General features: G+C 44.0%; 25 protein-coding genes, 1 tRNA gene and 1 riboswitch. Of the genes, 12 read left to right on the top strand and 14 right to left on the bottom strand.

What is annotated here, in order from left to right:
* Positions 1-53: 53 nt before the first annotated feature.
* The 10 genes from oppF to moaA form a co-directional block, all read right to left on the bottom strand.
* A complete protein-coding gene (oppF, locus tag L8S15_RS06685; RefSeq protein WP_010437204.1) occupies positions 54-1040 on the bottom strand; it encodes a murein tripeptide/oligopeptide ABC transporter ATP binding protein OppF in 987 nt (328 codons plus the stop codon).
* Positions 1037-2008, bottom strand: coding sequence for an ABC transporter ATP-binding protein (locus tag L8S15_RS06680; protein ID WP_010437202.1), 972 nt, complete (start codon positions 2006-2008; stop codon positions 1037-1039). Before L8S15_RS06680 ends, oppF begins: the two co-directional genes overlap by 4 nt.
* Positions 2009-2050: 42 nt before the next feature.
* Positions 2051-2953, bottom strand: coding sequence for an oligopeptide ABC transporter permease OppC (gene oppC, locus L8S15_RS06675; protein ID WP_010437200.1), 903 nt, complete (start codon positions 2951-2953; stop codon positions 2051-2053).
* 14 nt (positions 2954-2967) lie between these two features.
* Positions 2968-3888, bottom strand: coding sequence for an oligopeptide ABC transporter permease OppB (oppB, locus tag L8S15_RS06670; RefSeq protein ID WP_010437199.1), 921 nt, complete (start codon positions 3886-3888; stop codon positions 2968-2970).
* Positions 3889-3991: 103 nt separating this feature from the next.
* Positions 3992-5623 (bottom strand): ABC transporter substrate-binding protein, encoded by a 1632-nt coding sequence (locus L8S15_RS06665; protein WP_016767672.1) that lies wholly within the window; start codon positions 5621-5623, stop codon positions 3992-3994.
* A 681-nt stretch (positions 5624-6304) separates the two neighbouring features.
* Positions 6305-6778 carry a molybdopterin synthase catalytic subunit MoaE gene (gene moaE, locus L8S15_RS06660; protein ID WP_016799415.1) on the bottom strand — a complete coding sequence of 158 codons (474 nt, stop codon included), beginning with the start codon at positions 6776-6778 and terminating at the stop codon, positions 6305-6307.
* Positions 6779-6780: 2 nt separating this feature from the next.
* Complete coding sequence (moaD, locus tag L8S15_RS06655) at positions 6781-7026, bottom strand: molybdopterin synthase sulfur carrier subunit (RefSeq protein WP_016783808.1); 246 nt, start codon at positions 7024-7026, stop codon at positions 6781-6783.
* Positions 7023-7502: a cyclic pyranopterin monophosphate synthase MoaC gene (gene moaC / locus L8S15_RS06650; RefSeq protein ID WP_004734026.1), complete on the bottom strand. Its 480-nt coding sequence runs from the start codon at positions 7500-7502 to the stop codon at positions 7023-7025. Before moaC ends, moaD begins: the two co-directional genes overlap by 4 nt.
* A 12-nt stretch (positions 7503-7514) precedes the next feature.
* Positions 7515-8027, bottom strand: coding sequence for a molybdenum cofactor biosynthesis protein B (gene moaB / locus L8S15_RS06645; protein WP_010437177.1), 513 nt, complete (start codon positions 8025-8027; stop codon positions 7515-7517).
* Between the two features lie 89 nt (positions 8028-8116).
* Complete coding sequence (gene moaA, locus L8S15_RS06640) at positions 8117-9106, bottom strand: GTP 3',8-cyclase MoaA (RefSeq protein ID WP_010437176.1); 990 nt, start codon at positions 9104-9106, stop codon at positions 8117-8119.
* Positions 9095-9247: riboswitch (molybdenum cofactor riboswitch) on the bottom strand. (Overlaps the previous gene by 12 nt.)
* Positions 9248-9441: 194 nt before the next feature.
* On the opposite strand from moaA, the gene L8S15_RS06635 reads away from it, so the two are divergent.
* Entirely contained in the window at positions 9442-10329 is an 888-nt protein-coding gene (locus L8S15_RS06635; RefSeq protein ID WP_010437175.1) for a YvcK family protein, read from the top strand.
* Positions 10330-10409: 80 nt separating this feature from the next.
* Here the strand turns inward: L8S15_RS06635 and luxU are convergent, their stop codons facing one another.
* The 3 genes from luxU to uvrB all read right to left on the bottom strand — a co-directional run bounded on the left by luxU (position 10410) and on the right by uvrB (position 14500).
* Positions 10410-10754 carry a quorum-sensing phosphorelay protein LuxU gene (luxU, locus tag L8S15_RS06630; protein ID WP_010437174.1) on the bottom strand — a complete coding sequence of 115 codons (345 nt, stop codon included), beginning with the start codon at positions 10752-10754 and terminating at the stop codon, positions 10410-10412.
* A gap of 24 nt (positions 10755-10778) precedes the next feature.
* Complete coding sequence (gene luxO / locus L8S15_RS06625; protein ID WP_010437172.1) at positions 10779-12167, bottom strand: quorum-sensing sigma-54 dependent transcriptional regulator LuxO; 1389 nt, start codon at positions 12165-12167, stop codon at positions 10779-10781.
* A 302-nt stretch (positions 12168-12469) separates the two neighbouring features.
* Positions 12470-14500 carry an excinuclease ABC subunit UvrB gene (gene uvrB, locus L8S15_RS06620; protein ID WP_016767675.1) on the bottom strand — a complete coding sequence of 677 codons (2031 nt, stop codon included), beginning with the start codon at positions 14498-14500 and terminating at the stop codon, positions 12470-12472.
* A gap of 508 nt (positions 14501-15008) precedes the next feature.
* Between uvrB and L8S15_RS06615 the strand changes: the two genes are divergently transcribed.
* The 10 genes from L8S15_RS06615 (at position 15009) to L8S15_RS06570 (ending at position 23724) form a co-directional block, all read left to right on the top strand.
* Positions 15009-15084, top strand: a tRNA-Asn gene (locus tag L8S15_RS06615).
* A gap of 487 nt (positions 15085-15571) precedes the next feature.
* Positions 15572-16150, top strand: a complete 579-nt coding sequence (rsxA, locus tag L8S15_RS06610) for an electron transport complex subunit RsxA (protein ID WP_004734039.1) — start codon at positions 15572-15574, stop codon at positions 16148-16150.
* A gap of 2 nt (positions 16151-16152) precedes the next feature.
* Entirely contained in the window at positions 16153-16746 is a 594-nt protein-coding gene (rsxB, locus tag L8S15_RS06605) for an electron transport complex subunit RsxB (protein WP_004734040.1), read from the top strand.
* 11 nt (positions 16747-16757) lie between these two features.
* Complete coding sequence (gene rsxC / locus L8S15_RS06600) at positions 16758-19343, top strand: electron transport complex subunit RsxC (RefSeq protein WP_280572160.1); 2586 nt, start codon at positions 16758-16760, stop codon at positions 19341-19343.
* Positions 19343-20389 carry an electron transport complex subunit RsxD gene (gene rsxD, locus L8S15_RS06595; RefSeq protein WP_016798132.1) on the top strand — a complete coding sequence of 349 codons (1047 nt, stop codon included), beginning with the start codon at positions 19343-19345 and terminating at the stop codon, positions 20387-20389. The genes rsxC and rsxD overlap by 1 nt, the downstream gene beginning before the upstream one ends.
* Before the next feature lie 12 nt (positions 20390-20401).
* Complete coding sequence (gene rsxG, locus L8S15_RS06590) at positions 20402-21031, top strand: electron transport complex subunit RsxG (protein ID WP_010437142.1); 630 nt, start codon at positions 20402-20404, stop codon at positions 21029-21031.
* Positions 21031-21723 (top strand): electron transport complex subunit E, encoded by a 693-nt coding sequence (locus tag L8S15_RS06585; RefSeq protein WP_010437140.1) that lies wholly within the window; start codon positions 21031-21033, stop codon positions 21721-21723. Before rsxG ends, L8S15_RS06585 begins: the two co-directional genes overlap by 1 nt.
* A gap of 183 nt (positions 21724-21906) precedes the next feature.
* Positions 21907-22542: an endonuclease III gene (gene nth, locus L8S15_RS06580; protein WP_010437137.1), complete on the top strand. Its 636-nt coding sequence runs from the start codon at positions 21907-21909 to the stop codon at positions 22540-22542.
* Between the two features lie 126 nt (positions 22543-22668).
* Positions 22669-23085, top strand: a complete 417-nt coding sequence (gloA, locus tag L8S15_RS06575; protein ID WP_004734046.1) for a lactoylglutathione lyase — start codon at positions 22669-22671, stop codon at positions 23083-23085.
* Positions 23086-23289: 204 nt separating this feature from the next.
* Positions 23290-23724, top strand: coding sequence for a DUF2753 domain-containing protein (locus tag L8S15_RS06570; RefSeq protein WP_004734047.1), 435 nt, complete (start codon positions 23290-23292; stop codon positions 23722-23724).
* 127 nt (positions 23725-23851) lie between these two features.
* On the opposite strand, the gene L8S15_RS06565 is transcribed toward L8S15_RS06570, so the two are convergent.
* On the bottom strand, positions 23852-24733 hold the full coding sequence (locus tag L8S15_RS06565) for an OmpA family protein (RefSeq protein ID WP_010437120.1): 882 nt from the start codon (positions 24731-24733) through the stop codon (positions 23852-23854).
* 188 nt (positions 24734-24921) lie between these two features.
* Between L8S15_RS06565 and rnt the strand changes: the two genes are divergently transcribed.
* Positions 24922-25572 (top strand): ribonuclease T, encoded by a 651-nt coding sequence (rnt, locus tag L8S15_RS06560; protein ID WP_010437118.1) that lies wholly within the window; start codon positions 24922-24924, stop codon positions 25570-25572.
* The last annotated feature ends 17 nt before the right edge of the window (positions 25573-25589 follow it).

Raw genomic sequence — 25589 nt, 5'->3', positions numbered from 1 at the left:
CATAAAAAAGTTGCGCTTAAGCCTGTCACAGGCTGAACCGTTTTAAATGAGTTCTAGACTTGTACGTGCAAGCAAGATACTGCGTGTACGTCATCGCCTTGAATTGTTGGCTTAGTTTGAGCACAAGCCTCAGTTGCTTGTGGGCAACGAGTACGGAACACACAACCTGACGGTGGATTGATTGGTGAAGGTAAATCACCTTCCAACATCTGAATCGTTTTGCTGCGCTCTAAGCGAGGATCTGGAATAGGAACAGCAGACATCAACGCTTTGGTGTATGGGTGCTTGGGATCGGAGAACAAAGCATCTGATTCACCAAGTTCTACCGCATTACCCAAATACATCACCAATACACGGTCAGAGATGTGTTTCACAACCGACAAATCGTGCGCGATGAATACCAAAGACAAACCTAGCTCTTTCTGTAGTTCCATTAGAAGGTTTACTACTTGAGCTTGGATAGATACATCCAGAGCAGAAACCGGCTCATCACAGATGATCATCTTAGGCTTCAAGATAAGTGCACGCGCGATACCGATACGTTGACACTGACCACCAGAGAATTCATGTGGGTAACGGTTGATTACGTTGGGCAGTAGACCAACCTTTGCCATCATCTCTTTAACTCGATCTTTCACTTCCTGTTTAGAAAGCTCAGGATAGAAAGTTTGTAGAGGCTCAGCAATGATGTCTCCAACTGACATGCGCGGGTTAAGCGATGCTAGCGGGTCTTGGAAGATCATCTGAATCTCTTTACGAGTCTCACGACGCTTCACTTCCTGCATCTTAGTCAGGTCTTGACCTAACCACATAACTTCGCCTTCAGTTGCCTCAACTAAACCAATAATTGCGCGGGCAAATGTTGATTTACCACAGCCAGACTCACCTACTACACCCAGAGTCTCACCTTCGTAAAGGTGAACATCCACACCATCAACCGCTTTAAGGTTTGATGGTTTCGCCCAAGGCCAAGCAGACTTAGCCGCAATGCTAAAGTGAACCTTAAGGTTTTTAATATCTAATAGTAATTCTTTACTCATTTTGTCCAAGTCTCCCAATCAGAAAAACAAGCACGCTGACGGTCTTTAGCAAATGGCTGCAAAATCGGTGCTTCTTGCTTACAACGGTCCATTACGCGGTGACAGCGGTCTTGGTAAGGACAACCTGTCGGTAGGCGAAGTAAGTTGGGTGGGTTTCCTGGAATCGTCGGTAAAATTTCACCTTCGGTATCCAAACGAGGAATTGCTTTAAGCAGGCCTTCCGCATAGGGATGGCTTGGCTCATAGAAGATTTCATCAACCGTGCCGTATTCCATAGTACGACCTGCGTACATCACCAATACTTTGTCACAAGAACCAGCAACCACACCCAAGTCATGGGTGATCATGATAATCGCAGTATTAAACTCATCTTTAAGCTCGTTCAGCAATTCCATGATTTGCGCTTGAATAGTTACATCCAACGCCGTTGTTGGTTCATCCGCGATAAGCAGTTTCGGACGACACAGCAGGGCCATTGCAATCATCACACGTTGACGCATACCGCCAGAAAATTCGTGTGGATACATGGTAATACGTTTACGTGCTTCAGGGATTTTCACCGCTTCAAGCATGCGTACTGATTCTTCGAACGCTTCCGCTTTACCCATACCTTTATGCAGCATGAGAACTTCCATCAACTGATCACATACTTTCATGTAAGGGTTCAGTGAGGTCATTGGATCTTGGAAGATCATCGCGATCTGTTCAGCGCGAACTTTGTTCAATTCTTTCTCAGGTAGGTTGAGAATTTCGTTGCCTTCAAACTTTGCACTGCCTGAGATGATGCCGTTCTTAGCCAGCAACCCCATCAGTGCAAATACCGTTTGAGACTTTCCCGAACCTGACTCACCAACGATACCTAGCGTTTCGCCTTGGTTGAGTGAGAAATTCAGGTCGTTTACTGCGGTTACGGTACCATCTTGCGTGGTAAATTCGACGCGCAGATCTTTGACATCTAATAAGCTCATTATTGCTTCCTTAATCTTTTATAGCTTTTAATTGCTATTTCGTTATCTGTCTTTTGGATCAAGCGCGTCGCGCAGACCATCACCTACGTAGTTAAAGCAGAACAGGGTAACTACCATGAATGCTGCTGGAAATGCCAGTTGCCAGATAGCAACTTCCATTGTTTGCGAGCCTTCTTGTAACAGCGCGCCCCAACTTGTCATAGGCTCTTGAACACCAAGACCAAGGAAAGATAAGAATGATTCTGTAAGGATCATGCTTGGAATAAGTAGCGTTGAGTAAACCGCAACAATACCCAATACGTTCGGTACGATATGACGTGTAATGATTTTCCATTTGCTGACACCACATACGTGAGCAGCTTCAATGAACTCTTTACTACGTAAACTCAATGTTTGGCCACGTACAATACGCGCCATATCGAGCCAAGCAATAGCACCGATAGCAACAAAGATCAGTACGATGTTACGACCAAAGAACGTTACCAGTACGATTACTAGGAACATGAATGGCACCGCGTATAGGATCTCCAGGATTCGCATCATTACTCGGTCAGTGCGACCGCCAATGAAGCCTGAAGCTGCACCGTAAAGCGTACCAATCAGTACCGCTACGAATGCACCCATCACACCTACCATAAGAGATATACGGCCGCCAATCATCGTACGAACATATAGGTCACGACCTAAACTGTCGGTACCAAACCAATGATCCACGCTTGGTGCTGCATGCATTGCGTACCAGTCAGTATCATCATAAGCATGCTGTGCTAGCATCGGTAAGAAAATGACCGATAGCACCATGAGCGTAAGGATAAATAGACTGACCATTGCCGCTTTGTTACGCATAAAACGAATACGCGCATCTTGCCACAAACTGCGACCTTCAATTTCCAAACTCTCAGAGAATTTTTCGATCGCTTCTAAGTTTTCTTTTTTCTTCAACATAACCATGCGTCCTGCTAGTAGCGAATTTTCGGGTCTATAAGCGCTAGTAAAATATCAACGATCGCGTTGAATAAGATAAATAGGAAACCAATCAAAATGGTTACACCCATTACTAGCGAATAGTCACGGTTAAACGCGGCGTTAACAAACAGTTTGCCGATACCCGGTAGGCCGAAGATGGTTTCAACGACAACTGAACCTGTAATGATACCTACGAACGCAGGTCCCATATAAGAAACAACAGGAAGCAGGGCTGGTTTAAGTGCATGTTTAAGAACAATGTAACGGTAACTTAGACCTTTTGCGCGAGCCGTTCGAATAAAGTTACTGTTTAGAGTTTCAATCATGCTACCACGAGTGATACGAGCAAAAGTGGCTACGTACAGAAGAGACATCGCAATAACTGGCAGGACGATGTACATATAAGTACCCCCGTGCCAACCACCTGCTGGAAATATATGCCAGTGTAGAGAGAATAGGTAAATAAGCGCTGGTGCCAACACGAAGGACGGCATGACCACCCCGAGCATGGCAGTCGACATTATGGTGTAGTCGACCCAGGTGTTGTGTTTCAATGCGGCAATGGTTCCGACCGATACCCCCATAATCAGGGTAAAGATAAAGGCAACAAAACCGACCTTCGCAGATACAGGAAGCGCAACTGCGATCAGCTCATTTACGGTGTAATCTTGATATTTGAATGATGGACCAAAGTCACCTTGAACGATGTTAGTCAAGTACGTTGTGTACTGTTCAAATACAGGTTTATCTAAGCCGTATTTAGCTTCGATGTTAGCCATAACTTCTGGCGGTAATGGGCGTTCGCTCGAAAACGGGTTACCCGGTGCGAAACGCATGAGAAAGAAAGATATAGTGATCAACACCAACATGGTTGGAATCGCTTCGAATATCCTTTTCATAATGAATTTAAGCATAAACTCACTCTTTTCAGTCTGTGACAATTAAAAATTAAATAGACACTGCGTGCGATTTCTCGCACACAGGTCTAAGTTAGTTATATTTTATTTTTATAGGAGGTTATTTTGCTTTGATATAAAGATCTTTTGAATAGATCTTATCTTCGGCGTTACCTTCTGGGTAACCACCTAGCTGAGGTGATACAAGACGTGTTGTAACGTACTGGTAGACTGGAGCAATTGGCATGTCTTTAGCTAGCAATTTTTCTGCTTCGATATATAGCTTAGTACGCTCTTCTTCTGAAGTAGAGCTTAGTGCTTTATCGATAATCTTGTCATAGTCTGCGCTCTTATAGTGCTGACCAGCAGTTGTATTTTGGCTAACCATCAATGTTAGGAATGAAGATGCTTCATTGTAGTCACCACACCAACCTGCACGAGCAACGTCAAAGTTACCAGTATCTTTACTGTCTAGGTATGATTTCCACTCTTGGTTTTCGAGTTTCGCGTTAATACCAAGCTCTTTCTTCCACATTGATGCGATTGCTACAGCAAGCTTCTTGTGATTTTCAGACGTGTTGTAAAGCAGGTTGAATTCAAGTGGGTTGCTCTTCGTGTAGCCAGCTTCTTCAAGAAGACGCTTCGCTTCAGCAATACGCTCTTTTTGAGAAAGTTGACCATACTCTGGAGTTACCGGGTCAAAACCAGCAGTAATTTCAGGAGTCAAGAAGTAAGCTGGTTTTTGGCCTTGACCAAGAATCGCTTTCGTCACGATGTCACGGTCCATCGCATAAGACATTGCTTTACGAACACGTACATCGTCGAAAGGTGCTTTCTGTGCATTAAATTGGTAGTAATAAGTACACAGGTTACCCTTAATGTTTACATCTTCTGGATACTCTTTCTGTAAGCGACGGAAGTGCTCGTTAGGCACTTCGTATGTGAAATCTAGTTCGCCAGAAAGGAAGCGGTTCATTTCCGCAACTTGGTTCTCAATTGGTAGGAATGTTACTTTGTTAAGAACTGTATGTTCGTTATCCCAGTAATTTTCGTTGCGTACTAGTTCAAGACGCTCGTTAACTACCCATTGATTTGGAACAAATGCACCATTACCAACAAAGTTTTCAGGCTTAGTCCACTGGTCACCGAATTTTTCAACAGTTGCTTTATGTACTGGCTTCACTGTTGTGTGACCCATCATCATTACGAAATATGGGACAGCTGTATCTAATGTCACTTCTAACGTGTAGTCATCTAAAGCTTTTACGCCTAGTTCACTCTTGTCTTTCTTACCCGCGACGATATCTTTCGCATTCGCCATCTTGGTATATTCCATATACCAAGCGTATGGAGAAGCAGTTAAAGGATCAACGGCACGTTGGAAGCTGTAAACGAAGTCATTCGCCGTTACAGGATCGCCATTAGACCATTTAGCGTCTTTACGCAGGTGGAAAGTAAATGTTTTGTTGTCTGTCGTTTCCCAGCTTTCAGCTACTCCTGGGATAGTATTGCCGTCGCCATCTTGGTTCACTAAACCTTCTAGAAGGTCACGAATTACGTGAGATTCTGGTACACCTTGAGATTTGTGAGGGTCGAGTGTTGCTACTTCAGTACCGTTACCACGAACCAGTTCCTGAACTTTTGCTAGTTCAGTGCCTGCTGGAACTTCAGCAGCGATAGAAAGAGTAGAAGTGGCAGCCACTGCCAAACCAGCACCTAGAAGAAGGGCTTGAGTGATTTTATTCTTGTACATTTAATAAACTCCAAGTTTTTCGTATTGCATCCATGACTTCTTTGCTAGGTTCACTGAACGGCAGTGATTTAGATTTATTTAGCTCAAAATATAAGCATAAAAACCTAAAACCTTACAAAGATTGAGGCACACACTATCAACCATTGAAGTAATTTGCCATAAACAAGCCGCAAAAAATCGGATAATTCTCCGAAATATTCAAGGTGTCAGTGTATTAATCTAATAAAACTCCAATACATAGTGAGTTACGCATAGGGATTTATTAAAAAACAGCCTTTAGTGTTGATGTATCTGTACTGATACTTTTTTTTAGCATCTTATGCTAGAACACGGCCAACAAATTAACATTAATGCCACATCAAATCTAATTGCACATCACATATCCCCTAAACAGACTGCACTATTTGTGAGGGTTATCACTTTATACAAAACAGCATAATACACTGCACCAAAACAGAAGAAATACTGCACCAATAAGGGCTAGTTTGTCATTAGAATTTATATTCACAGGAAGTGCTTAATCATTTATTAAAATACAATTTATTTATATATAACGCTATAACAAATACAAAAAAGCCGACTTAGGGAGTCGGCTTCGTTTATTTAAATAAGGACTACTAATTTCGTCAGGACTGTATATATCAGTTCCACTATTTAAAGACGTGACGAAATATTAACGGGCTATTTTTCCCAACGTTCTGCAGCCTTAGCATCGGAATCTCGCGAATCTACCCAACGAGTGGTTTCAGTAGTACGTTCTTTTTTCCAAAACGGCGCTTTGGTTTTCAGAAAGTCCATAACAAACTCACACGCTTCGAAGGCAGCGTCACGATGCGCACTGGATACACCAACGTAAACAATCTGGTCACCGATATCTAGGTCACCCACGCGGTGAATCACTCGCATCTTCTCAATCGGCCAGCGAGCTTCAGCTTGGTCGCAAATCTCGCTCAGCGACTTCTCTGTCATACCCGGATAATGCTCTAGAGACAAACCAATTACGTTGTCGCCAAGATTCATGTCGCGAACTTTACCAACAAACGTCACTACCGCTCCTGCAGCTGTACCTTGAGCTAGATAATCGTATTCGTCACCCACAGAAAAGTCTTCAGCAGTAACTACTACTCTTGGATCAATAACTCGAGAGTCACTCATGGTTAACCTCCAGTAACTGGTGGGAAGAAAGCCACTTCATCGCCGTCTTTCACTTCAGTCGTCAAAGGTACGATTGATTGGTTAAGTGCTGCCAGCAGCTTGCCCTCTTCCAATGCGATATCCCATTTGCCTTCTTTTGTTACAAGGTGGCTGCGAATCGCTTCAATAGTATTGTATTGCGCATCGACTTCTAGGCTATCAACACCGACAAGTTCACGAGTTTGTGCAAAGAAAAGTACCGTAATCATGATTCCACCTTGAAGTGACCTGATTTACCACCCGTCTTCTCTAACAGGCGTACGTTCTCGATAACAATGTCTTTCTGAACAGCTTTACACATATCGTAAATCGTTAGCGCAGCAACAGAAGCAGCCGTTAGCGCTTCCATCTCAACGCCCGTCTTACCTGCAAGCTTACAAACAGATTCAATGCGAACCTTGTTTTCAGATTCGATAGCTTCTAGCTGCACTTCTACTTTAGTTAGTAGTAGAGGGTGGCACAGTGGAATCAAGTCCCAGGTCTTCTTCGCCGCTTGGATGCCAGCAATACGTGCCGTCGCAAAAACATCACCTTTATGGTGGCTACCAGAAACAATCAGCTCTAGCGTTTCTGCTGACATTTGAACGAAAGCTTCCGCTCTCGCTTCGCGTACAGTTTCCGCTTTAGCCGATACATCGACCATGTTCGCTTCGCCAGACGCATTAATGTGTGTAAATTGGCTCATACTCAAACCACCTTATACAGAAAGATGTGGCATAAAGTTACAAGGGCGGTGGCTAGCATCCATTTGTTGCTTGATGATCTTCGTCCAACCGGTGCGACAAGCACCTGTAGAACCTGGCATCGCAAAGATTACTGTGTGGTTAGCAAAGCCCGCAATCGCACGCGACTGAATTGTCGAAGTACCAATCTCTTCGTAAGACACTTGACGGAAAAGCTCACCAAAGCCTTCTACTTCTTTGTCGAATAGTGGCTTAAGTGCTTCAGGTGTACTGTCACGAGAAGTGAAACCCGTACCGCCAGTGATCATGATCGCTTGCACGCTGTCATCAGCGATCCACTGAGATACGATCGCGCGGATCTTGTACATATCGTCAATAACGATTTGCTTATCAACCACGTTGTGACCCGCTTCTTTAGCATGCTCAGCTAGGTAACCACCTGACGTGTCATTTTCTTCTGTACGTGTATCTGAAACCGTTAGTACTGCAATGTTTGCTGCTTGGAATTTGCTTTCTGCGTGACCCATTTGTTCACCTATATAAATTTTCAATGATTAGACTGATTCGCCCAGCCTAAGGAAGCTGAGCGATAAAATGCTTTAGAGTGTGTAGCGGGTTAACCGCCGATTGACGCCAAGTTTGGAGTCATGCCGCTGTTGCCATCGTGTAAGAAGTGGCTAACGGACTTAGTTTGAAGCTGAGCCTGAATTCGATCAATGAGCTCTTGCTCTTGTTGATCTTCTTGAATCAGATCTCGCAGTTCAACACCGTGGTCGCCAAACAGACATAGGTGAAGTTTACCGGTCGCTGAAACGCGCAGTCGGTTACAACTCTCACAAAAGTCTTTCTCATAAGGCATGATTAAACCGATTTCACCCTTGTAGTCTGGGTGGACAAACACTTGTGCCGGACCATCATTAACGGCTTTGACTTTTAATAGCCAACCATTAGCAATAAGCTGATTGCGAATCGCAACGCCAGAAACATGGTGTTTATCGAACAACTCGTCCATCTCGCCGGTTTTCATAAGCTCGATAAAACGTAATTGAATAGGTTTGTCTTTGATCCAATTAAGGAAGGCTGGTAACTCCTGACTATTGAGGTCTTTCATTAATACGACGTTTACTTTGACTTGTTCAAAGCCAACCTCAAACGCTTTATCAATACCTCGCATAACCTCTGTAAACTTATTCTCACCAGTGATCTGATGGAACATACGCGAATCTAAACTATCCACGCTAACGTTTATGTGGGTTAAACCAGCATCACGCCATTGCTCTACTTGTTTCTCCATGCGGTAGCCATTAGTTGTGGTGGCTACTTTTTCGATGCCAGGAGTAGAAGCGACGGTATGTATGATTTCAGGAAAGTCTTTACGCAGGCTCGGCTCTCCGCCTGTAATGCGGATCTTTGAGGTACCACAATCTGCAAACGCTTTAACAACGCGTTTGATCTCGGGAACACTTAAAAAAGACGAATTTTTTTGCCCTGACGGTTTATAACCATCTGGCAAGCAGTAAGTACATTTAAAGTTACAGACGTCTGTAACCGACAAGCGCAAGTAATAAAACTTGCGATGGAATCTATCTTCGAATTGTTGCGCCACGGAACACCTTTCCAAACACGGGAGGCATAATCATTTCCAATTAAGCCCTTGTGACAACATGTCACTGGCTCTTGATGCGTATCGGTACAGCAAATACCACTGTGCGACTTAGCATGCGAGAGCTCGGAGTTATGGCAACTGCACGTTATATTCACACACGCAGTAGCTGTGTAATAAAATACTTAATATTTGTACGTGAATCTAGCTCTGATGGTAAAAAACGGGCCACATCGGCAAAAAAAACGTATCAAACGCTCAAAATAACTCTTGCTGAGTATATAGCGAGAAGTATTTAACCTAAATTATAGTTGGTAATAATCTAACAAGAATAAAAAATGAATATTTACGCTTCAAAGAAAGTCGTAGCAATCGGTGGAGGCCATGGCTTAGGTCGTATGCTTGCTGCACTAAAAGACTTTGGTAACAACGCAACTGGCATTGTTGCAACAACGGATAATGGCGGCTCAACAGGACGAATTCGAGACTGCCAAGGTGGTATCGCTTGGGGAGATACACGCAACTGTATCAACCAATTAATAACAGAACCTTCAATTAGCTCGATGATGTTCGAATACCGCTTTCGCGGCCAAGGCGAACTCGACGGTCATAACTTAGGTAACCTAATGCTCACTGCATTAGACAACCTCTCGGTTCGCCCACTAGAAGCGATTAACCTAATTCGAAATATGCTCAAGGTCGATGTCAATATCGTCCCAATGACGGAGCACCCTTCTGACCTCACAGCCCTATCCATGGACGGTCGTTGGGTAACCGGCGAAACCAATGTTGATGACATGACCGAAAAGCTACGCATGATGGATTTGTCGCCAGAAGTCCCCGCAACCAAAGAAGCCGTTGCGGCCGTCGAACAAGCAGACTGTATCGTTCTTGGTCCTGGCAGCTTTCTGACCAGTGTGATGCCCCCGCTTCTTCTGCCTGAAATTGGTAAAGCAATCTCGGAGAACGCTAAGGCTAAAGTTATCTTCGTTGAAAACCTTTCGCCAGAGCACGGCCCTGCAGGGAAAATGACCCTTCAAGAACAATTAGAGTGGTGTGAGCGCACCTGTAAAGCGAGAAAAATCGATGTCGTGCTGGGCAATGCTCCACACCCTGAACTTGAAGGACTCTGGAACTGTATAACCACTGACCTTGCTTCTCCCAATCGAGATTGGCGACATGACCGTGTAAAGCTTCAGCAGGCAATTAGATTCCAGCTAGCCTAGGTCCATATTGATGATGTAAAAAAGGAGCATAACGCTCCTTTTTTTGTGCCTGTATCTAGTATACGTCGCCATCAGCGGTTTTAGATGTCGGTCATCAACTGCTGATATTCCTGATAAGTTGTTAGCAACAGTTCTTGCATATTTTGAAAATCAACCTCTGTCACAGGCAAGGCTTGTTTTACTTTTGCATCCAAGCTGATCGCAAAACTGCACAATGAATCTGCGCCAAAACTCGCCGCACTGCTTTTAAGTGCATGGCTAATATCAGCCAAATATTTGGAAGTATCGTTATCTTTATTAAGCTCTAGATGCTCATAATAACCTTTCAATTCACCTAAAAAGATGTCCAATAAAACTGGCACATTCTCTGGCCCTATTTCACTGGCAAGCTCATCAACTTTTTGCTGATTTAATACTTTCGTCATTGTTCTTTTCTTATTGTTTAGTGACTACTGCTTCGCATTCCACGTTTGTAACTTACGATATATCGTCGATGGACTGACATCTAAGAAGCCTGCCGCACGAGGGATGTTGCCATCACATGCTTTTATGGCCTGTTCAATCGCTGTTTTTTCAGTGATCCACAATGGGAAAATGTCTTTTACAGTGATGTCTTCATTTTGCATCTCTTTCAACCGCAGACTGCTCTCAATCGGCTGGTTCAGTGGAGGTGGAAGCATGTTCAGGGTAATCTCTTTACCATTGTTCAGTACCACCACGTTTCGCAACACATTTTGTAGCTGACGAACGTTACCCGGCCACTCGTATTGGTTAAAGCGGTCCAGCACTTCCTGAGCAAAACGAACAAAGGCCTTACCTTCCTCAACAGACATGTAGCCCAGCAGTGAATATGCAATCTCGATAACATCCTCGCCACGCTCACGCAATGGCGGTAGGTGCAGTGGAATTACATATAAACGGTAGTATAAATCTTCTCTAAAGCGACCTTCTTGGACTTCTTTCCAAGGGTCTCGGTTGGTTGCACATACAAAACGAACATCCACACTCTTCATCTTCGAAGAGCCTACTTTTTGGAAAGTACCCGTTTGAATAAAACGCAAAAGCTTGGTTTGTAGCTCAAGATCCATCTCACACAACTCATCGAGGAACAAGGTTCCACCATCGGCAAGTTCAGCCGCACCTTGACGATCGGTTGCAGCGCCAGTAAAGGCACCTTTTACGTGACCAAACAGCTCACTTTCGATTAAATCTTTAGGAATAGCCGCACAGTTAATCGCAATGAATGGCTTATCACCACGCTTACTCGCCGCGTGAATCGCTTCTGCACACACCTCTTTTCCGGTACCACTTTCACCGGTAATGAAAATACTCGCTTTACTCGATGCCGCGGAATCGATAGTTCGATAAACCTGCTGCATGGTTTGGCTACTACCGATGAATCCTTGATAGTTTTGATTACCCGGGTTTTCAGAACTGTTCTTCAGTTTAGTGGCTTTGCGTATCGCGTTATTCACCGTTATACGGAGTCGATCGGCTTCACAAGGTTTAATAAGGAAATCTTGAGAACCATGACGCATGGCTTCTACTGCGGTATCGATAGAGCCGTGAGCCGTCATGAAGATAACGGGGACTTCTGGGTATTTTTGTTTTACAGCAAATAGTACGTCCATACCCGTCATATCAGGAAGGCGCAGATCTAATAAGATGAGGTCAGGGATTCGATGATTCAAACTCTCAATTGCATCGCGACCTGTGCCGACAATGTTGATATCAATTTCGAGCGGTGTAAGATACGAGCGATATAAAGCGGCGACCGAAGCCGTATCCTCCACCATCAACAAATACTTTGATTTGTTATCTAGCGTTTTTGATTGCATATCCTAGCCATTTATAATTTGCATTTCTTATTATAGTCGCATTCCGCTTTGCATTATGCAAATCAACCACGGTATTTGTATTATATTTCTCTACCTGCTTCAAATAATCAATGTATTAGCTACATGGCACGAACGATGCAACGGCTAGATTGACCTTCGGGTCACCTAGCCAACTGACGTTGTTAGTGGACTCAGTGTTCACAAACGTAAGCCAGTAGAACATTTACTACTGGCTGTTTTTTGTCTGAAACACTCTCCACTTTAAATTTTTCCGATATAAACTTCTTGAATAAGAATTGAGATTAGCTGTTGGTAATGAACTGCTTTCTCAACTGCTCTATCTCATCACGCTTTTGCGCCGCTAATTCAAATTCCAAGTTCTGAGCATGTTGATACATCGTAGCTTCTAGCTTACTGATCTCTTTATCAAGCTGCTGCGGGGTAAGCACGGTGTAATTTTCAGAAGGCTCGGCGACTTTCGATAGTGGAACCTGCTTAGATTGTCGCTGCTGTTTCGACTTAGTGAGATCACCCAGCTCCATAATATCTTTGATATTACGTTTCAGTGCTTGCGGAGTGATGCCTTGCTCTTCATTGTAAGCCTGTTGTTTCTCCCTGCGACGGTCGGTTTCATCAATCGCTTTTCTCATCGACTTAGTAATTGAGTCTCCATACAAGATCGCTCGACCCTCCAAGTTACGTGCCGCACGACCAATCGTTTGAATAAGAGAACGTTCAGATCGCAAGAAGCCCTCTTTGTCAGCATCAAGAATCGCCACCAGCGATACTTCAGGCATATCCAAACCTTCACGAAGTAAGTTAATACCCACTAACACATCAAACTCGCCCAAACGTAGATCTCGAATGATCTCGACACGCTCAACGGTGTCGATATCTGAGTGTAAGTAACGCACTTTAACCCCGTGTTCACTGAGATACTCTGTTAAATCTTCTGCCATTCGTTTCGTTAGCGTCGTGACCAACACTCGCTCTTCCTTAACAGAGCGTATTCTTATCTCAGATAACAAGTCATCAACCTGAGTAGCAACCGGACGAACTTCAATAATAGGGTCAAGCAAACCCGTCGGACGAACCACTTGATCGGCAATTTCGCCATCTGATTTTTCTATCTCATAGTTACCAGGCGTTGCTGAAACGAATATCGTCTGCGGAGCGATCGATTCAAACTCGTCAAACTTCATAGGACGGTTATCCAGCGCAGAAGGCAGCCTGAAACCAAACTCAACCAAGGTTTCTTTCCGAGATCGGTCACCTTTATACATGGCACCAATTTGCGGCACCGTTACGTGTGACTCATCGATGATCAGCAGGCCATCGTTAGGTAAATAATCGAACAGCGTAGGGGGCGCTTCCCCTTCCGCACGACCGCTTAAGTATCGTGAATAGTTTTCGATACCCGAACAAAAGCCAAGCTCAGTCATCATCTCGATATCAAACTGTGTTCTTTGAGAGATACGTTGTTCTTCTAACAGTTTGTTGTTGTCTTTTAGGTATTGAGCCCTATCGCGCAATTCATCTTTAATCTTCTCAATCGCTTCAAGGATTTTTTCTCTTGGGGTTACATAGTGAGTTTTTGGATAGACCGTAAAGCGTGGTAAGTCTCTTTGCTTAATCGCACCAGTCAGTGGATCAAAAATACTAATACAATCGACTTCGTCATCGAACATCTCAATTCGAACCGCATCTTGGTCAGATTCAGCCGGGAAGATATCGATCACTTCACCACGAACACGGAACTGACCACGTTCAAAGGCGACATCGTTTCTTGAATATTGCAGCTCAGCCAAGCGGCGTAAAATATCACGCTGATCCATCACCTCACCGCGACTCAAATGAAGCATCATCTTCAAGTAAGACTTAGGATCACCAAGACCGTAGATAGCCGACACAGAAGCCACAATGATGGCGTCTTTTCGCTCGAGTAAGGCTTTGGTTGCCGAAAGCCTCATCTGTTCAATATGAGCGTTCACAGACGCATCTTTCTCGATGAACGTGTCCGTGGTTGGAACGTAGGCTTCAGGTTGGTAGTAATCGTAGTAAGAAACGAAATACTCAACGGCATTGTTTGGAAAGAAAGATTTCATCTCACCGTAAAGTTGAGCCGCCAATGTCTTATTAGGCGCTAACAGGATCGCAGGTCTTTGAGATTGGGAAATGACGTTGGCAAGAGTAAAGGTTTTACCAGAGCCTGTTACCCCTAATAAAGTTTGATGTGCCAAACCGGAATCTAGTCCGTCCAATAATTTGGTTATCGCAGTCGGCTGGTCACCGGACGGGCTGTAGTCCGATACCAAGTCAAAGAGTTTACTCATAGGTCGCCTTTCCATACTGTTTTTATAATCAGGTCATTGTCACTCTAGGAGGAGTGTCGTTGCAACTATTATCTAGAGAAACGCATCTTAAGATCTGATATCAGTTATAGCTTTTATTTTTATAACTTGGTATCATCCGTGCCCCTGCAAAGTTTCTTCAGCTATATTACTCTAATTTTAATCCACTACTTTTCCCCAAAAAATCTAAAAATACCGCTTGTTCTGCTGTTTTCTTTATAATCTAAAAAAGTTATACAACAGCGATATTTCAATACAAACTCTTTAAATACATTACTTTATTTGTATTTTTTACATTTTCAGATTTATCCCGATTATTGTTGTTAAGATTTCACACACACACTTATCCACAATTTTGGTGGATAACTAAAGCAAAGCTAAATCCGATAAGGTGTTCAAGAAAGTAAAGTTTTTTATCTTACTTTTTTCTGCTATTTTTTGTTGACAGAAAATCGGACTATTATTAAAATTCGCATCGCTAACAAGCAATTCCCCTTTAGTTCAGTTGGTAGAACGGCGGACTGTTAATCCGTATGTCGCAAGTTCAAGTCTTGCAAGGGGAGCCAAATTCAGAAAAGAGCCCAATCGAAAGATTGGGCTCTTCTCGTATATAACTGCGACTAACTTGTTCCAAGTTAATGTCACAAACCTAGCCGCCCGCGTTCAAGTCTCGACAAGGGGGCCAAATTTAAAAAAGCCGCATCACTCGATGCGGTTTTTTGCGTTTTAGTGCTTTGAGAATGTATTCGATTCACCGCTTTTCTTCTCTTTTTGATAATTCTGATCACCAAGCTCAACAAATATGACCCTACTGGTAGGAAGCAGATCGAGTTTAATTCAAGAGTGAACTTATGAAAGGTCCAGCCCAACCGCCCCTATAAACTTGTCTCACCAAGTAAAAATTGCCCACCTATACTTAACCTGACCCATCTTAATTAAACGATTACCTGGTTGTTTTTTCACCAAGCATCTAAATCCCTAGTGATCCTTGGTTGTTATTAGGCGAGCAAAGCAGGATAATATCGGGATCGGAATCTCAAGAATTAATCCATTATGACCGAATACCTTTTGTTGTTGGTTGGCACAGTGCTGGTCAATAACTTTGTGCTAGTGAAGTTTTTAGGGCTATGTCCTTTCATGGGAGTCTCCAAGAAACTGGAGACTGCGATTGGCATGGGCCTCGCGACGACTTTCGTTCTGACGTTAGCGTCGGTATCTGCATACCTAGTAGAAACCTACATCCTTACCCCTCTGGGTATTGAATACCTGCGTACCATGAGCTTCATTTTGGTTATCGCGGTGGTCGTTCAATTTACGGAAATGGTCGTTCACAAAACCAGCCCGACTCTTTATCGCCTATTGGGTATCTTCCTGCCTCTTATCACCACCAACTGTGCGGTATTAGGTGTGGCACTTTTGAACATCAATGAAAACCACAACTTCATTCAGTCGATCATCTATGGTTTTGGCGCTGCGGTGGGTTTCTCTCTTGTATTGATCCTATTTGCTGCGATGCGTGAACGTATTGCGGTTGCTGATGTTCCAATGCCCTTCAAAGGCGCATCGATTGCGATGATCACAGCAGGCTTAATGTCTTTGGCATTTATGGGCTTTACTGGGTTGGTGAAATAAGCATGAGTACCATTTTAATTGCGATCATTGCGCTAGCCGTTTTAGCCGCTGTTTTTGGCGCTATTTTGGGCTTTGCTTCTATCCGCTTTAAAGTTGAAGCCGATCCTATCGTCGATCAAATCGACACCATCTTACCGCAAACTCAATGTGGTCAATGTGGCTACCCAGGTTGTCGCCCATACGCAGAGGCGATCGCTAACGGAGACAAGATCAACAAATGTCCTCCGGGCGGCCAAGCAACTATTGAGAAGCTAGCAGACTTAATGGGCGTAGAAGTTGAAGACTCCGCTCATGATTTAGATAACAAAGTAAAAACCGTTGCCTTCATTCATGAAGATATGTGTATCGGCTGTACTAAGTGTATTCAAGCCTGCCCTGTTGACGCCATTGTTGGTGGTACCAAGGCACTACACACAGTAATTAAAGATGAATGTACAGGTTGTGATCTATGTGTCGCACCGTGCCCTACTGACTGTATCGAAATGATTCCAGTGGCAACAACGACTGAAAATTGGAAATGGCAGATGAACATCATTCCTGTTACTGATATCACTAACCAAGCCACTGATGCGACTGCATCAGAGCCGAAAGCATAGGGTTAGTTGGTATGATCTCTTTAATTGAACAAATTCGCACGGGCTCTATTTGGGATTTCCCGGGCGGCGTGCATCCTGCTGAAAACAAAAAACAGTCAAATACTACCGATATCACCCATGCAAGGCTTCCTGAAGAAATCGTTCTTCCAGTGAAACAGCACATCGGTAAGCCCGGTAACCTATTGGTTGCTGTTGGTGACACCGTACTAAAAGGTCAACAACTGACGGCCTTAGATACGGGTTTTACTTTGCCAGTACATGCACCAACTTCGGGTGTGATTACCGCTATTGAACCAAGAACCACCGCTCACCCTTCAGGTCTGAGCGAAATGTGCGTGGTTATTAAACCTGATGGCTTAGACACTTGGATTGAAAAAAATCCAGTTGAAGACTTTTCTAAAAAAACCTCTGACGAACTGCTGGATGTGATTCGCCAAGCCGGTATTTCAGGCATGGGCGGCGCGGGCTTCCCTACGGCTAAGAAGCTTCAATCAGGTTTAGGTCGTACCGACATTTTGATCGTCAACGCTGCTGAGTGTGAACCTTACATCACCTCAGATGACAAGTTGCTTCAAGAGCATGCCAACGAAGTTTTAAAAGGCATTGAAGTGGTTGAACATATCCTTCGACCAAAGCTGACCGTTATCGGTATTGAAGACAACAAACCTGATGCAATAAAAGCACTTGAGGTTGCAGCGAAAAACAAAGACATCGTCATTCGAGTTATCCCAACTAAATACCCTTCGGGTGGTGAGAAACAGCTCATCAAGATCCTCACCAATAAAGAGGTTCCAGCTGGTGGTATACCTGCAGATATTGGTGTTTTGGTTCAAAACGTCGGTTCTCTCTACTCTATTAAAAGAGCAGTGGTTGACGGCGAGCCCGTTATCAACCGTGTTGTGACTTTAACAGGGAAGACCTTTAAGCAACCTCGCAACGTATGGGCACTATTAGGTACACCAGTACACGAGTTACTGGAAGAGTTTGGCTACAAAGCGGATAAAAAGCTGCCGCGATTGATTTTGGGCGGCCCTATGATGGGCTTCACTTTACCACATGCTAATGTGCCAATTACCAAAACGTCCAACTGTATTTTAGCGCCGACACGCCGTGAAATTTCGCCAAGCACTTATGAAATGGAATGTATTCGATGCAGTGCTTGTGCCGAAGCATGTCCTGCGTCATTGCTCCCTCAACAACTGCAATGGCATGCGAAAGCCAACGAGTTGGATAAGTGTGAAGAACTAAATATTAAAGACTGCATTGAATGTGGTGCTTGTGCCTTTGTCTGCCCAAGTGAAATTCCTCTTGTTCAGTACTATCGCCAAGCGAAAGCAGAAATCAAAACAAGAAAAGACGAAGCAACAGCTGCAGAACGCGCCAAGATTCGTTTCGAAGAAAAAAACGCTCGCATGGAGCGTGACAAAGCAGAGCGTGAAAACCGCTTCAAGAAAGCCGCTGACAACCGTCGTAAAGACATGAAGTCTACGGATGGTGATGATGCGATTGCAGCTGCGATTGCTCGCGTTAAAGCGCAAAAAGCCGCGGCAGACCAAGCTCCTAATGCGGAACCGGCTGTAAAACCTGCGGTTGCAGCGGCTATTGCTAGAGCAAAAGCAAAACAAGCTGCGGCCCAGAAAGCAAATGACGCAGAACCAGATAACTCTGAAATGTCTAAGCTACGTGAAGAGCGTAAACGTCAAGCACGAGAACGTAAAGCACAGCAAGCTGCAACGGATAATCCAACAGAAAGCTCTGGCGATGCTAAGAAAGATGCCGTCGCTGCGGCTATTGCTCGCGCTAAAGCCAAGAAAGCTCAACAAGCGGAGTCAGCGTCTGAAGCTTCAGCTGAAAGTTCTGGCGACACTAAGAAAGACGCTGTCGCTGCAGCCATCGCTCGCGCTAAAGCAAAGAAGGCTCAACAAGTAGAGTCTGTGACTGATACTCCAGCTGAACGTACTGGCGATGCTAAAAAAGATGCTGTCGCTGCAGCGATTGCTCGAGCTAAAGCGAAGAAAGCACAGCAAGCTAAACAGGAAGAGACAACTGAAACTCCTGAGCCCGAGGCTCCAGAAGAATCTGTCGATCCTAAAAAAGCTGCCGTTGCCGCTGCATTAGCTCGCGCTAAAGCGAAGAAAGCACAACAAGCTAAACAGGAAGAGACAACTGAAACTCCTGAGCCCGAGGCTCCAGAAGAATCTGTCGATCCTAAAAAAGCTGCCGTTGCCGCTGCAATAGCTCGCGCTAAAGCGAAGAAAGCACAACAAGCTAAGCAGATCGAAACAGAAGCAACGACTACTGAACCTGTAATTGAAATTGAAGCTGATATTCAGTCAGAACCAGTCGATCCTAAAAAAGCAGCAGTTGCTGCCGCAATAGCTCGCGCTAAAGCGAAGAAAGCACAACAAGCTAAGCAGATCGAAACAGAAGCAACGACTACTGAACCTGTAATTGAAATTGAAATTGAAGTGGAAGCTGATATTCAGTCAGAACCAATCGATCCTAAAAAAGCAGCAGTTGCTGCCGCAATAGCTCGTGCTAAAGCAAGAAAGGCGCAGCAAGAGCAAGACAAAAAGAATAATGAGGAGAAAGAGTAGTGGCCTTCTTTATCGCCAGCTCACCGCACGCGCACAATCGTAGAAGCACCCCTGATCTCATGAAATGGGTCGCTATTTGTGCGTTGCCAGGTCTACTAGCTCAAACCTACTTCTTTGGATGGGGTACGCTCATCCAATTAGTATTTGCTATTGCACTTGCTGTTACCTTTGAAACCGCTGTAATGTTGCTAAGAAAACGTCCGCCAGTGATGGCATTGCGTGATTACAGTGCGGTTGTTACCGCTTGGCTGCTGAGCGTCGCGATTCCCCCACACTCTCCATGGTGGATTCTAGTCATAGGTATGTTTTTCGCGATTGTTATTGCGAAACACCTCTACGGTGGTCTTGGGCAAAATCCGTTTAATCCCGCGATGGTGGCTTACGTTGTTTTGCTGATCTCATTCCCAGTTCAAATGACGAGTTGGAATGCGCCGACTAGCTTAACCGCTGAAACAACAAGCTTTGTTGACTCATTTTTGATGATCTTTACCGGTTTCAATAATGAAGGTTTGTCACTGCAACAAGCGCGCCTTGGTATTGATGGCACCACGATGGCAACGCCGCTCGATGCATTCAAAACCACTTTAACGGCGGGTAACACAGCTTCTGAAGCTCTGTCTCAACCACAATTCAGCTGGTTAGCTGGCGTAGGTTGGGAATGGGTTAACCTTGCTTATTTAATAGGTGGCTTAGTGCTCATTAAACAACGTGTGATTCAATGGTATATTCCGGTCGCTTTTATCGGCAGCCTTACGTTGTTTAGTTTGGTCTTCTTGATCCTAACTCCGGGTGAAACCGCTTCTCCAACCATTCATCTATTGTCTGGCGCAACCATGCTTGGTGCTTTCTTCATAGCAACTGATCCGGTTTCAGCCTCGACGACAGTAAAAGGTCGCTTGGTATTTGGTGCTCTGATTGGCGGGTTAGTCTTTATTATTCGCAGTTGGGGTGGCTTCCCTGATGGTGTGGCGTTTGCTGTATTGTTAGCTAACATGTGTGTTCCACTAATTGACTACTACACCAAACCTCGTACATACGGCCACTAAGGAGCGGATACCATGCTAAATGCAATTAAAAAAAATGGCCTTGTACTCGCGGTTTTTGCTTGTGCTTCGACAGGATTAGTGGCGGTAACTCACTACCTCACCAAAGATCAGATTAAGCAACAAGAACAGGCTCAACTATTATCTGTGCTTAACCAGGTGATTCCGCACGACCTGCATGATAATGAACTATTTTCAGCCTGCACTCTGGTTCAAGCAGAAGAGTTGGGGACGCAACAAGCGATGCCTGCTTACATTGCTAAACTCAATGGTGAGCCAAGTGCGATTGCGATCGAAGCGATTGCACCCGATGGCTACAACGGGGCGATTAAGGTCATTGTTGGAATGAAAATCGACGGTACTATTTTAGGTACTCGCGTTCTTTCACACCAAGAAACTCCAGGTCTGGGTGATAAAATTGATTTACGAGTGACTGATTGGATACTCTCATTTTCGGGTAAACAAGTAACTGACTCTAACCTTGAGCGTTGGAAAGTTCGTAAAGATGGTGGCGATTTTGACCAATTTACCGGCGCAACCATTACACCGAGAGCCGTCGTAAAATCAGTGAAACAAGCGGTTCAGTACGTTAACCAAAACAACCAAGCATTGCTTGCTCAACCTCTAAATTGTGGCGGTGAATAATGAGTGACCATAAAACACTAATTAAAAATGGCATGTGGGCCAACAACCCTGCCCTAGTGCAACTTCTTGGGCTGTGTCCATTACTGGCTGTGTCGTCAACGGTGACCAACGCGCTTGGGTTAGGCATTGCTACATTGCTTGTATTAGTCGGTTCGAACGTCTGTGTATCTTTGGTTCGTCACCATGTACCAAAAGAAATTCGAATCCCAGTATTCGTGATGATCATTGCTTCACTGGTAACCTGTGTTCAACTTCTGATGAATGCTTACGCGTATGGCCTTTACCTATCTTTGGGTATCTTCATACCACTGATTGTAACCAACTGTATCATCATTGGCCGAGCGGAAGCCTTTGCTTCAAAAAATGCAGTTTTACCTGCTGCTCAAGATGGTTTTTGGATGGGTCTTGGCATGACATCGGTACTGGTTGTATTGGGTGCGATGCGTGAGGTTATTGGTAACGGAACCCTTTTTGATGGTGCAGACCTACTTCTTGGCGACTGGGCTTCAGTGTTACGAATCCAGATATTCCAATTTGATAACAGCTTCTTGCTAGCCCTGCTTCCACCAGGTGCCTTTATTGGTGTTGGTTTCTTGATTGCTTTGAAAAACATCATCGACAACCAAGTAAAATCTAGACAGCCAAAACAAGAAAAACCAGCCATTGAACGCGCTCGCGTTACCAATGCTTAATAAGTTACAGTAGCTTAAACCCTGCTGAGTAGCTCAACCGCTCAGCAGATAATTAGATTGACCAAGTACACATAATAATGACGCTCATAAGAGCGCGTAACCGATGATAAAGCCTGAGCATTTAGAGTTTATTGAATACCAACTCCGGAGCTCAAGCCCTAACTATTTGAAAGTAATGTCGCTATGAACAATGTAAAACGAGTAGAAATACTTGAGCGTTTAAGAGAAAACAATCCAAAGCCAGAAACCGAGCTTAACTGGAACAGCCCTTTCGAGTTGCTGATCGCCGTGCTCTTATCTGCGCAGGCAACTGATGTCAGCGTCAACAAAGCCACTGATAAGCTTTACCCAGTGGCTAATACTCCACAAGCTATTTTCGACCTAGGTGTCGATGGCTTAAAAGAGTACATCAAGACAATCGGCCTCTTTAATTCGAAAGCAGAAAACACCATTAAAACGTGTCGCATGCTGCTTGACCTACATAATGGTGAAGTACCGGAAGATCGCGCTGCATTAGAAGCCCTTCCTGGTGTTGGCCGTAAAACAGCCAACGTGGTATTGAATACTGCTTTCGGTTGGCCAACCATTGCCGTTGATACCCACATCTACCGCGTATCAAACCGCACTAAATTAGCGATGGGCAAAACGGTCGACGATGTTGAAGCTAAGCTGCTCAAAGTCATTCCCAAAGAATTCAAACTGGATGTCCACCATTGGCTCATTCTTCATGGACGTTATACCTGTGTCGCGCGTAAACCACGTTGTGGCAGCTGTATCATTGAGGATTTGTGTGAGTTCAAGGAAAAAACAGACGTCTAAGCTCATAAGCTGTTAGCCCAAAGCTAAGAAGCTAAGAAGCTAAGAAGCTAAACCGTGCCGCACTTTTCTGGCGGCATAAAACAGAATTACAAAAAACGTAAACATAGTTAACGCTAGGAGCAAATCATGTCAAACGGTCGTATTTTACACACCATGCTACGAGTTGGTGATCTAGATAAATCTATCGAGTTCTACACCAACGTAATGGGCATGCAACTATTACGTAAGAACGAAAATAAAGAGTACGAATACACACTGGCTTTTGTTGGCTTTGGTGACGAATCTCAAGGTGCTGTTATTGAGTTAACTTACAATTGGGGCACAACTGAATACGACCTAGGCTCAGCTTTCGGTCACGTAGCGATCGGTGTTGATGATATCTACACTACGTGTGACGCGATTAAAGCCGCTGGCGGTAACGTGACTCGTGAAGCCGGCCCTGTAAAAGGCGGGTCTACTCACATTGCATTCGTAAAAGACCCTGACGGCTACATGATTGAGCTTATTCAGAACAAACAAGCAAGTGCAGGCCTCGAAGGTTAGTCACTAACCATTGCGATACTAGGCTTTGAAAGCAAAAGCTAAATTAATGCACAAGAGAAGCGAGCACTATGCTCGCTTCTTTTTTATCAATTCATTCATAATCAATATTCTTTACCCAGTATTATTCACAATCTAATCTATGAAACTTTACATGATAATGATTATCATTTAAATTAAACCCATCTTGATTAGTGAGGTTATACAATGATTAGCGAATGGGAAAAACACACGTTACTTGCCGATACTGCATTGCAACTCGACGATCCTGTACGAAGCATTCTTCACTATCAGCAGGCGTTGAATTTAAGCGAAGAAATTACTGAGCGTACTGATATTCAGGCCGATGAACGCTTACTGATTTCGGTCATCTCTTGCCACAACCTTGCTCAGTTTTGGCGATGGGCGGGCGATACAGAATATGAACTTAAGTACCTTCAGCTTGCCTCTGAAAAGGTCCTGACACTGATTCCTCAGTGCCCTAATACGCAATGCTCTAGCTTTATAGATTCTATTGGTTGTTGTAAAAAAGCCCTTATCGATTTCATGAAACGTCATCCAAATCCTAAAATAGCCTCTATGGTTGAAAAAATCGATACTGCGACCAACTGTGAAATGATTGCTCGGTTCCGCTTGAATTAATGGTTGCCTCGAATAATTAGAGCCAAATCGACATGTTATCCAAACAAAAAATGCCCATCACGTAGATAGGCATTTTTATCTTTATCTTTATCTTTATCTTTATCTTTATCTAGACAAGCTATTCAGTTTAAACCTGTGTACGGCCTAAAGAGATCACAACGCGTCGGTTTTTATCTTTACCAATTGGCGAGTTGTTGTCAGCAATCGGGCGACGCTTACCATATCCTTGAACTTGAATACGGTCTTCTGGCAAACCGAGTGACTTAAAGTACTCTCTTAGTGATTCAGCTCTTCGTTCTGAAAGGTTTTGGCTGATGCCTTTACTGTCAGCAGAATCGGTATACGTGGCCACTAGCACAAGATCAATATCTTGGTTGTAGCGAACGTAATCAGCAATCTGGCTTAGCCTGTTACGTGACGATTTGTTCAACTGGTCGCTGTTACGATCGTAGTGCAAAATGGTAAAAGAGATATCTTCAAAGCTATAAGGCAACAAATTGGCAATACAGTCACTAAACACATTGTACTTTTCTTGAAATAGCACTGACGATAAAGATACCTCAATCCGCTGATCTCGGCTCTGCCATTCTTGATAACTGAATGTCGGGTAGCGACCTTTCTCCAACTCGCTCAATATCCCCCAAGCTGTTTGACCACCTACATAGCCGTCAAATTGTTGGAAGAACTTGATGGTTGTCATGCGATCAGCACTCTCGCCCGGACGCCAAGGTGGCGGCATAGAAATCAAGCTAACATTACGTGTTGCTCCCATTGGACGACGCATTTTAAGTTCAAAGTCCAAAATAATTTTTTTGCTTGCACGAGATGAAAACTCAGCATCACCGAAATTGGGAATCGGATGAACTAAACGACATTCGAGTGGTGTATTGGCCACCATCTCCCATTCCGACTGTTGAGGAGATGCTCCGTAACGCTTTTCTTGTGCCAATACCGATGACGACATAAGTAGCGAAAATAGCATTGAACCTGTTATGAGTTGTTTCTTCATAAAGTGGAGTATCTCTTAAGCAATTCGTTTAACAATGCAGCCAATTGCCGCATATTTCTATCGAGTTTAAATATGCAAATATCAAGCCGCAATAGAGTGGCTAATTTATTAATTATTGTCGTTCCCTAGTTTTTATCACTGCTATTATCTGCAATAATGTAGCCTTAATCACACTTATTTGGGCTAACATGACTGTAGAAAACGAAGCTCTGACCCTAAAAAACCGCTTTCGTGGCTATTTTCCCGTGGTCATCGACGTGGAAACCGCAGGGTTTAACGCAGAAACAGATGCATTATTAGAGATCTGTGCCATTACATTAAGAATGGATGAGAACGGAGATCTGCAACCTGCATCAACGCTTCATTTTCACATTGAGCCTTTTGAAGGCGCAAATATAGAGCAGGCAGCATTAGACTTTAACGGAATTAAAGACCCATTTAGCCCATTACGTGGTGCTGTGTCGGAGCAAGAAGCCCTTAAAGAAATCTACAAGCTAGTGAGAAAAGAACAAAAAGCTTCAGATTGCAGTCGCGCAATCATGGTCGCTCACAATGCTACATTCGATTTAAACTTCGTAAATGCAGCAAGTGAGCGTTGTAAGCTTAAACGCGTCCCTTTCCATCCATTTGCAACTTTTGATACTGCAGCTCTTAGTGGTCTTGCCTACGGTCAAACCGTTTTGGCTAAAGCTTGCCGCACTGCTGGGATGGAATTTGACAACAAAGAAGCACACTCTGCTTTGTATGATACGCAAAAAACCACAGAGTTATTTTGCGGCATTGTAAACAAATGGAAAGCCCTTGGTGGTTGGCCTCTTGTTGACGAACAACAAAAATAGAATCGGTAAACGTTCGT

It is taken from the genome of Vibrio sp. S/42/10 (assembly GCF_029890535.1).
In the GTDB taxonomy this organism is placed as follows: Bacteria; Pseudomonadota; Gammaproteobacteria; order Enterobacterales; family Vibrionaceae; genus Vibrio; species Vibrio cyclitrophicus.
Note: the sequence above shows the minus strand (reverse complement) of the source record. Positions and strands in the feature narration are given on the sequence as shown.